A 7,224-nucleotide genomic window follows, 5' to 3' on the forward strand; every position below is an offset into this window, starting at 1 on the left:
GTTCGGGCCCGGCTTGGCCGAGGTGGGCATGTTTCCAATCCCCATCCTAACGCGTGACATTCCGGGCTACGAAATTCCGCCGCACACGGATACACATTGGATGGGCATCACGGTGCAGCTTTACCTGCCACCAGACGAGGCACACACCAACATCGGGACGATCTTTCACGAGGAGCTGCCGGGCGGCGGGCTGGCGAAAAAGATGCAGATGCGTTTCGCGCCGAACACAGGCTATGCTTTCGCGGTAGACAAGGACACGTGGCACTCGGCGGACATAGTGGGGCCGGAAGTGACAACACGGGACAGCATCCTGCTGACGTATTTTGTGGATAGCGGGTTGCTGCGCATCCTGCGTAACCGGGGGAAACGGGTGGGCAACTTTATCGGCAACGAGATCCGGAATTTGGGCTGGTTCATACCGGGCACATGAGTCCCGGGTTGCGGCCTCCGTTCGTTGCCGGTTGAGAAAGCGTTCCCGATACAATCATCCGCCAGGCTGCCCTTTCGGAATCCGGAAGAAAAACGTCGGCTGACGAACGCCGCCGCTGCAGCTATTGGAGCTCCAATTGGTCTGTGGGAGCTCTTCCACAAGCTGCTATTGTCTCCGGGTCCTTCGTGGTAACGCAAATTGGATTGCCACCAAGGTAAGGTTTATACTTAAGAACCGCTCTGGCATCATCGATTTTGTTATTTCTCACATCAAGAACTGTTAACCTGCTCATATTATCGAGCAGCTTGACATTCTCAATCCGATTCCCGCTCAAATTCAGTGTTCTTATCGTTTCCGGGATATTCCACCCTCTGCCGACAAACGCGATTCTATTATTACTCAGATCGAGCCATTTCAGCCGGTAGTTTAATCCTCCGTCGGTTAAGCTGCCTGGAATAGCCTCGATAATATTGCCGGCCAAAGATAGTCGCTCCAATCGGAAGAGTTCGTGGAGCGGTCCTATGTCCTCGATCTGGTTCCTGGCAAGGAATAGTTCTTTCAAGGCATGAAATAACCGAATCGGAGTCAAATCCCGAATGTTACGTCGGTTTAAGTTCAGGCTTTCGACTCTCGTTGCCCACCCTTCAACGTCGCTACAATTGTCAACATTGACGCCGTATGATTTAGCAATCTCAACGACGGCATCTATAAGTGGGCGCCGCTCAGCTAGCGCGTCAGGTGCGAATTTTCGCACCAGGCAGTACTCCATGAAGCCGCGATACGTGATCGACAAATTCCGTATTTCAGCATGCTGTAAGCGCGGTAGAAGCGCCAGGGGGCGAATATACGTCACTGATGTATTGCTTATATCTATGTCCTCAATGAACGGCATTGATGCAACACCTTCAAGAGACCTAATAGGATTATTTGCTACCGACAGTGCCGTAAGCTTCGATATTCTATGCAAACTCTCAAGATTGCTTAGCTTGTTTTCCTTCAGATCGAGACGAACTAGCGCATTGAGATCTGCGAGACCCGCGACGTCGGTCAACTTGTTATTCTGCAACTCGAGTGATTCGACCTTCTGCAGCAGGGAGAAATAGCCGAGTGTCGTCAGCTCGGCGCCCGCGACGCGCAGGTTGGTTACATGCTGCAGATATTCCTGGGACTCGAGGCATGTCGGCTTTTTTGCGGCCTCGAAGAGTGCAGTGACTTCGGCGCGCTGATCTGCGTTGAGCGCATTGTCGGCATTGCGCATCAGGCAAGCCGGCAGATAGCTGGAAACATCGACCGGGTTGCCGGTCAGATCAAGCGTTTCGAGGTTCAAAAGTTGGCCAATCGGCGAAATGTCGCGGATGCTGTTGGCGATGAGGTTGAGCTTGCGCAAATCGGTGAGCGACTTGAGCGACGAAACGTCGACTATCGAATTGTAGGACAGATCGAGGTTACGCAAGTTGGCAAGCAGAGCAAGAGGTCGGACGTCGCTGATGCCTTGGCCATTGAGCGCCAGCTCGGCCAGGGAGGAAAGAACAGCAGCTGCCTCCCGGCAGGTTTGCTTGCCCGTCGCTTTCAGCATGGCTCTGATCGTGAAGCCGAAAGGCGTCGCGTCCTGTTCATGCAGCAGGCATGTGTCGCCAAAGGTCGTGATCTGGTTCCTGACGACCGGATTGCCGTCCAACTTTACTGACACCGTGCTCGGAAACTCACCGACATAGTCCAGCATCTCTACTTGATTGTTTGACAAGTCGAGGAGGACAAGCGCGCTGAGCCCAGTGATCGGCTCGATCGCGGCACCGGTCAGGGCGTTATTGGCGAGCTTAAGCTGAGTCAGTGGCAGAAGGTGCGAAAGCGGGCCGAGGTCGCGGATTTGATTGCGCGACAGGTCAAGTTTTTGCAGCAGCGACAATGAGCTCAGGGGCCGCAGGTTGGAAATCTTGTTACCGGCGAGGTTGAGCTCAGTGAGGACGGGGAGGGGACTGAGCGGCGAGAGGTTCGCGATCTCGTTCCGGCTCAGGTCGAGGATGCCAAGACCGGTGAGTTGGGCCAACCCTGAAATGTCAGCCAGCCTGTTGCCGGAAAGATTGAGGAAGGTGAGCTTCGAAAGCGGAGCCAAAGGCGCGACGTCTGTAATTTGCTGGTCCGACAGATCGAGTGAATGAAGCGCCTCCAGAGATGTTTCTGCACGCCGACACGCTGACGGGTTGCCGAAAGCCGCCTCACCTTCGGGCGTTGCCTTAAGCATTGCGACGACGGTAGCGGCCTGCGCAGGAGACAAGTCTGGTCTCGCACACCAGGCGGCGAAAGTTCCAGGCGAGGACTGGATCGGCTCCCCAGCCTTACATTCTATCTCGAAGGTGGCGTTGGGATAGAATGGGGTCGGGTCAGCGTCGACAGCTATCGAGGGATCAATCTTGAGTGCGTCGAACAGGCCCTTACAGCCGGGGATGTAGAGCTTATTCGTGTAGGCAGCAGGATTGCTCTCCTCCGGGAACTGCAGATAAAACCGCCCGTCGTGCCGAAAAGCGCGGATCACATAGGACTCGCTCCGGGGGCAAAGAACGGGATTTTCCTGCGGAGCAGCACCAGTCACGATCGGCGACAGCGGGTCAAGCACTGTTGACGGGACGCTGGTGAAGCCGAGGCCACGAATGACATCCTCTTCGTCGCTCTGCTGCGAACAACGGATCCGGTAACCGCGTCCGGCGGATATCAGGAGGGGATAGTTGAGGCGCATTCCGCCGCTGGACGCACCGTTGTCCTCTACCAGCACCGTTCGCGGTTGAGTATCTGCGGCATGTGCGGCCAAAGTCGGCATCACAGCGCATAGAACAAAACCCAATAGAATTTGCTTCGAACTAGGAAGCCACATCGTCCGTCGTTGCTCGCCTGACAATGATATATTGTACTCAGCTAAGCTGCCTTGTCGATATTGACTGCGAAGAAGAAGGGGTATCGCCGGCCGATCTGAACGCAACATAGGCTGTGTGAAGGGCAGCCTCGCGTCGGTCGCTCAAGTTCAATTTGCCGTCTCCAAAAGCGAGGGTCTCGAAAGAACGACCGCTCAGCCTGGCTGCCTTTTGGATCGGCTACCCGGCTGCCTCGAGTGGCGGATCTGTAAAACAGGCGGATTTGTCCTCGTTCGCAGGAGTGCCTAAGAGCGCGTCTTAACGATGCAAGTTTAGTATTGAGACCTCTTGTGCCGTACGATCTGATGGTTCCCTCAGCCAGCGGTTACAGCTCAGCGGACCAGCGTGGACATTATTTCAGGCGTCGCCCTCCCCAACAAGCCGCGAGGGGTGCCGCGCGTCGATGACCGGCGGGTGCTCAACGGCATCTTCTGGGCGCTGCGATCCGGTGCGCCATGGCGCGATCTGCCGGAGCGATACGGCCCACGCTCCACCTGCTACAACCGCTTTGTCCGATGGCGGAAAGCAGGTGTGTGGGACCGACTCATGGCCGACATTGCCAAAGCCCATGACGGCGAGGTGCAGATGATCGACACCTCCAAGTTCGCGTCCATCAGCACGGCGCGACGGCAAAAAGGGGGGTCGAGATTATTGTCTCGGTCGTTCTCGAGGCGGGCTGACAACCAAAATCCATGCTCTTGTCGACGCCCAAGGGAGGCCGATCAAGCTTGCGAGACGCCTGCAAGGGGGCGGCTCGGAAGGGCCGACAGCGGACGGACAGATTCGCGCCGCTCATCGCGCCCGTACCGACAGCGCGACGTAGTGTCGATCGCCGGCGGTCACCTCAGCGGCGCACCGGCCGCGGCCAGATTCTCAAACGACGACGAGTTCCCAAGGTCGAGAACGACGTGTGCGTGGCCACAGCGTACTATGTAGTCGTTGGCGGATCTGGCTATCCGTACGGCAGCCGTGCTGCGGCGTATGTCCCGCGCCTATGCCAGCGCGCCAACTCGATGGCGCAATGGTTCGGTTCCACAATCCGTGACATAAGCCGACAGAACCAGCATTCAGGCGACCGATCGGCGGCTACGCGAGCGCATAACGTTTGGCCTCGCGCGCCGCCTGACACACGGTTCAAAGTCCTCGAAAGGTTGCCAAAGATCGTCATTGACGCCTCCAGGGAGTTACAGACGACGCGCGGTCTCGATTGAAGGAACGCTATCCTTTGATGAAGGCGAGCAGGTCAGCGTTGACCTGATCCTGGTGTGTGGCTGTGATGCCGTGCGGCGCCCCGGGGTAATAGATATCCTTTGCGCCCTTGATCAGCCGCGCCGACTTCAGTGCCGAGTCCTTGACGGGGACGATCTGGTCGTCCTCGCCATGCAAGACCAGGGTCGGTATGTCGAACTTCTTGAGGTCCTCGGTGAAATCGGTCTCGGAGAACGCCTTAACGCTTTCATACGCATTCAAGAGACCGGCCTGCATGCTCCAGAGCCAGAATTGATCTAGAGTCCCCTGGGAAACCTTGGCGCCTGGCCTGTTTGCACCATAAAACGCCGGTGCCAGGTCTCGGTAGTACTGCGAGCGATCCTTGACGAGGCCAGCCCGTATGCCGTCGAACACCTCAATCGGCAGACCTTCCGGATTGGCCGGCGTCTTTACCATGATCGGAGGAACAGCGGCGATAAGAACTGCCTTGGCGACCCGCTTCGTACCGTGCCGTCCGATATAGCGAGCGACCTCACCACCCCCGGTGGAGTGACCCACGAGCGTGGCGTCCTTGAGGTCTAGCGCTTCGATGACGGCCGCGAGATCGTCGGCATAGCCGTTCATGTCATTGCTAGACGAAGTTTGGCTGGATCGGCCATGGCCGCGCCGATCATGCGCCACCACACGGAAGCCATTCTGCGCGAGGAAAAGCATTTGGCCGTCCCAGGCATCGGAACTCAGCGGCCATCCATGTGAGAATGTTATGACCGGGCCCTTGCCCCAGTCCTTGTAATAGATTTCGGTGCCGTCCTTGGTCGTAATGTTGCTCATCGTATTGGTTCCTTGGTTTGATTGAGAGGTGCGGAGGTTTGATTTTCGAGTGGCCGGAGATGACGGACTGGTCGGCAGAAAAGCGGTGCCTGCGACGATCACGCCGGCCAACAAGACGTCGCGGCGGGATGCGCCAATAGTGAAAAGTCCATCCTTACTCATCGTATCCATCCATGATGCGTGGTCTTCAAGATCCGGCTCACCATCACGATCATCGGGTCGACCTGCACGGTCGCGCTCGGGGAGGGGCGAGCGAAGGAGCGGCAACGCTCGATGATCGTGATGGCTTGCGAGGAAGAGAATGCGCCGATCCGGCCTACAAACCCATTCTACGGAGGGGTCTGTCATGCGATGCAAAGGTGTAGGACAAGCTGAGATATGGGCCTAGCCCAGGCTGGCCTAGTTCTCGCAAACGCAAGTCAACCCTAGGCCTGGTCAGGGGCGGACCGAGGCGCACGGCAGGCGCCAGATCCTATTGCACAGAGCAGTGCTGAGTGGGTTCGCACAAATCGTGCGAGTAATTGGCGGTCACCGGACTCCGAAAGACTGGCCTTCAATGATAACCGATATCTGCTCGAACCTTGCCGCGAAAGACCCAATAGGACCAGCCGGTGTACATCAGGATCACCGGCAGCAGTACAAGTGTGCCGACAAGTAGGAAGGCCTGGGTGCGCTCGGACGAAGCTGATTCCCAAAGCGTGAAATGGTAGGGAACGATCATCGGAAAGAGGCTGATCGCGATCCCGATATAAGAAAGCACAAAAAGGCCGATGGCGCCGATGAAAGGCTTCATTTCGCTTGCGCTTCCCAAGGCCCGCCAGGTGAAGAAGGCGACAGCCGCTGTCGCCACAGGCACCGGCGCTAAGAGCAGAATGTTGGGCCATGCAAACCAGCGCGAGGCGATGGCCTCACTCATGAACGGGGTCCAGATGCTGACGATTGCGATGCTAAGGAGGACGCCCGCAAGGCACACGCGGCCGTGCCGACGCGCCGCCTCTTGCACCGTCCCCTCCGTCTTCAGGATCAGCCAGCCGGTGCCCAAAAGCCCATAGCCGAACAACAGGGCAAAGCCGGTCAAAAGCGAGAACGGTGTAAGAAAATCGAAGGATCCGCCGGAGAACTGCCTGCCAGTGACTTCGAAACCCTGGATGAAAGCGCCGAGCACGACGCCTTGAGCGAAGGTGGCGACAGCCGAACCATAGCAGAAACCATGGTCCCAGAAGGTCTTGTGCTCGGCATCGCGGAAGCGGAACTCGAACGCAACGCCACGGAACACCAGCGCCAGCAGCATGACGAGGATCGGAAAATACACCGCGGGAATGATGATGGCGAAGGCAAGCGGAAACGCCGCAAGAAGTCCTAGGCCGCCCAGTACCAGCCAGGTCTCGTTGCCGTCCCAGATCGGCGCGATCGAGTTCATGATCGTGTTGCGGGACGCCGTGTCGGGCGCGAAGCCGTAAAGCATGCCGACGCCAAGGTCGAAGCCGTCCAGAAGCACGTAGAAGAATACCGCCATGCCGAGGATCAGTGTCCATATCGGCACGAAATCGAGGACCTGGCTCATCGCACTTCCCCCTCTCGAAGTTCGACCGCTCCGGCTCGGACCGGCGCCTCGGGCCTGCCCCCTTCGATCTCAGCGCCCTCGTCGGCGACGATGGACGGGCCTTTGCGCACGATGCGCAGCATCAGGAAGAGGCCCGCGGGATAGATGATGAGGTAGACGGCGATGTAGCCAAGCAGCGAGATCACAACATCGGACCTCGTTAGCGACGGTGTCACCGATTCCGCCGTGCGTAGAAGGCCGTAGACCGTCCWGGGCTGACGTCCGACCTCGGTGGTTATACATCC

General features: G+C 57.8%; 4 protein-coding genes and 2 pseudogenes. 2 read left to right on the forward strand and 4 right to left on the reverse strand.

Annotated features, from left to right (window positions below; all coding sequences use genetic code 11):
- Nucleotides 1-430 (forward strand): annotated as a pseudogene (locus AC1D08_RS33505) (hypothetical protein); the annotation flags it as partial.
- 121 nt (nt 431-551) lie between these two features.
- Here AC1D08_RS33505 and AC1D08_RS33510 read toward each other — a convergent pair.
- Nucleotides 552-3,236 (reverse strand): leucine-rich repeat domain-containing protein, encoded by a 2,685-nt coding sequence (locus AC1D08_RS33510; protein WP_477425309.1) that lies wholly within the window; start codon nt 3,234-3,236, stop codon nt 552-554.
- Between the two features lie 377 nt (nt 3,237-3,613).
- Here AC1D08_RS33510 and AC1D08_RS33515 point away from each other — a divergent pair.
- A pseudogene (locus tag AC1D08_RS33515) lies at nt 3,614-4,087 on the forward strand (IS5 family transposase); the annotation flags it as partial.
- A gap of 467 nt (nt 4,088-4,554) precedes the next feature.
- Here AC1D08_RS33515 and AC1D08_RS33520 read toward each other — a convergent pair.
- The 3 genes from AC1D08_RS33520 to AC1D08_RS33530 form a co-directional block, all read right to left on the reverse strand.
- A complete protein-coding gene (locus tag AC1D08_RS33520; RefSeq protein ID WP_477425311.1) occupies nt 4,555-5,538 on the reverse strand; it encodes an alpha/beta fold hydrolase in 984 nt (327 codons plus the stop codon).
- 391 nt (nt 5,539-5,929) lie between these two features.
- Entirely contained in the window at nt 5,930-6,940 is a 1,011-nt protein-coding gene (gene cydB / locus AC1D08_RS33525) for a cytochrome d ubiquinol oxidase subunit II (protein WP_477425312.1), read from the reverse strand.
- On the reverse strand, nt 6,937-7,224 hold a 288-nt coding region (locus tag AC1D08_RS33530; protein ID WP_477425314.1), incomplete at its 5' end, for a cytochrome ubiquinol oxidase subunit I. The genes cydB and AC1D08_RS33530, both read right to left, overlap by 4 nt.

The organism is Mesorhizobium sp. P2_E6 (assembly GCF_056403835.1).

Bases quoted from the DNA above. Each gene is read 5' to 3' on its own strand.
- AC1D08_RS33520 (WP_477425311.1), bottom strand. From the start codon at position 5,538: ATGAGTAAGGATGGACTTTTCACTATTGGCGCATCCCGCCGCGACGTC.
- cydB (WP_477425312.1), bottom strand. From the start codon at position 6,940: ATGAGCCAGGTCCTCGATTTCGTGCCGATATGGACACTGATCCTCGGC.